Here is a 1,349-nt window from a genome sequence, read left to right on the forward strand (position 1 = left end):
TGGTTTGTGTGATTTCTTTGTTCTTTTGTGTTTTGTGTGTTCACACCAGCATGATGACTGTTGCTTTTGTGGTGGTTGTTGTGTTGGTTGTGTGTTCGTTATTTAGGGCGCATGGTGGATGCCTTGGCATGCTGGGCCGATGAAGGACGTGTAAGGCTGCGTTAAGCCTCGGGGAGTTGTCAATAGAGCGTTGATCCGAGGATGTCCGAATGGGGAAACCTGGCACCTGTTATGGGGTGTTACCCTTCAGTGAATTCATAGCTGTTGTGGGGGTTTACGCGGGGAAGTGAAACATCTCAGTACCCGTAGGAGAAGAAAATAAAATATGATTCTGCTAGTAGTGGCGAACGAACGTGGATGAGGCTAAACCGTGTGCATGTGATACTTGGTAGGGGTTGTGTGTGCGGTGTTGTGGGCCCCAATGTGCGGTGACTACCATCATCGTGCTTGTGTGTTGTTGTTAGGTGAAGTGGTGTGGAAACACCCACCGTAGAGGGTGATAGTCCCGTAGTTGAAGGCTTCAATGCATGGGTTGTTGGGTTGCCCGAGTAGCAGCGGGCTCGTGGAATCTGCTGTGAATCTGCCGGGACCACCCGGTAAGCCTAAATACTCAGTGTGACCGATAGTGTATGAGTACCGTGAGGGAATGGTGAAAAGTACCCCGGGAGGGGAGTGAAATAGTTCCTGAAACCATGTGCTTACAATCCGTCAGAGCACCTGTTGTGTGTGATGGCGTGCCTTTTGAAGAATGAGCCTGCGAGTCAGCGGCATGTCGCGAGGTTAACCCGTGTGGGGTAGCCGTAGGGAAACCGAATCCTCATGGGGTGTTTAGTGGCATGTCCTGGACCCGAAGCGGGGTGATCTACCCATGGCCAGTGTGAAGCAGTAGTAAGATGCTGTGGAGGCGCGAACCCACGTAGGTTGAAAACTGCGGGGATGAGCTGTGGGTAGGGGTGAAAGGCCAATCAAACTCCGTGATAGCTGGTTCTCCCCGAAATGCATTTAGGTGCAGCGTCGCATTAGCTTGGTGGAGGTAGAGCTACTGGTTGGTTGAGCGGGACTACAATCTTAGCAATGTCAGCCAAACTCCGAATGCCACTAATTGTGTTGTGCGGCAGTGAGACTGTGGGGGATAAGCTTCATAGTCGAGAGGGAAACAGCCCAGATCGCCGGTTAAGGCCCCTAAGGGTGTGCTAAGTGGAAAAGGATGTGGGATCGCGAAGACAGCCAGGAGGTTGGCTTAGAAGCAGCCATCCTTGAAAGAGTGCGTAATAGCTCACTGGTCGAGTGGTCCTGCGCCGACAATGTAGTGGGGCTCAAGCACACCGCCGAAGCCGCGGCAATACTTT

The 1,349-nt window shown here is 52.3% G+C and carries 1 rRNA gene; it reads left to right on the forward strand.

The features are described 5' to 3' along the window. Positions 1-91 precede the first annotated feature (91 nt). Positions 92-1,349, forward strand: a 23S ribosomal RNA gene (locus HMPREF2698_RS05220); the annotation flags it as partial.

It is taken from the genome of Corynebacterium sp. HMSC072A02 (assembly GCF_001810085.1).
Lineage (GTDB): Bacteria > Actinomycetota > Actinomycetes > Mycobacteriales > Mycobacteriaceae > Corynebacterium > Corynebacterium hesseae.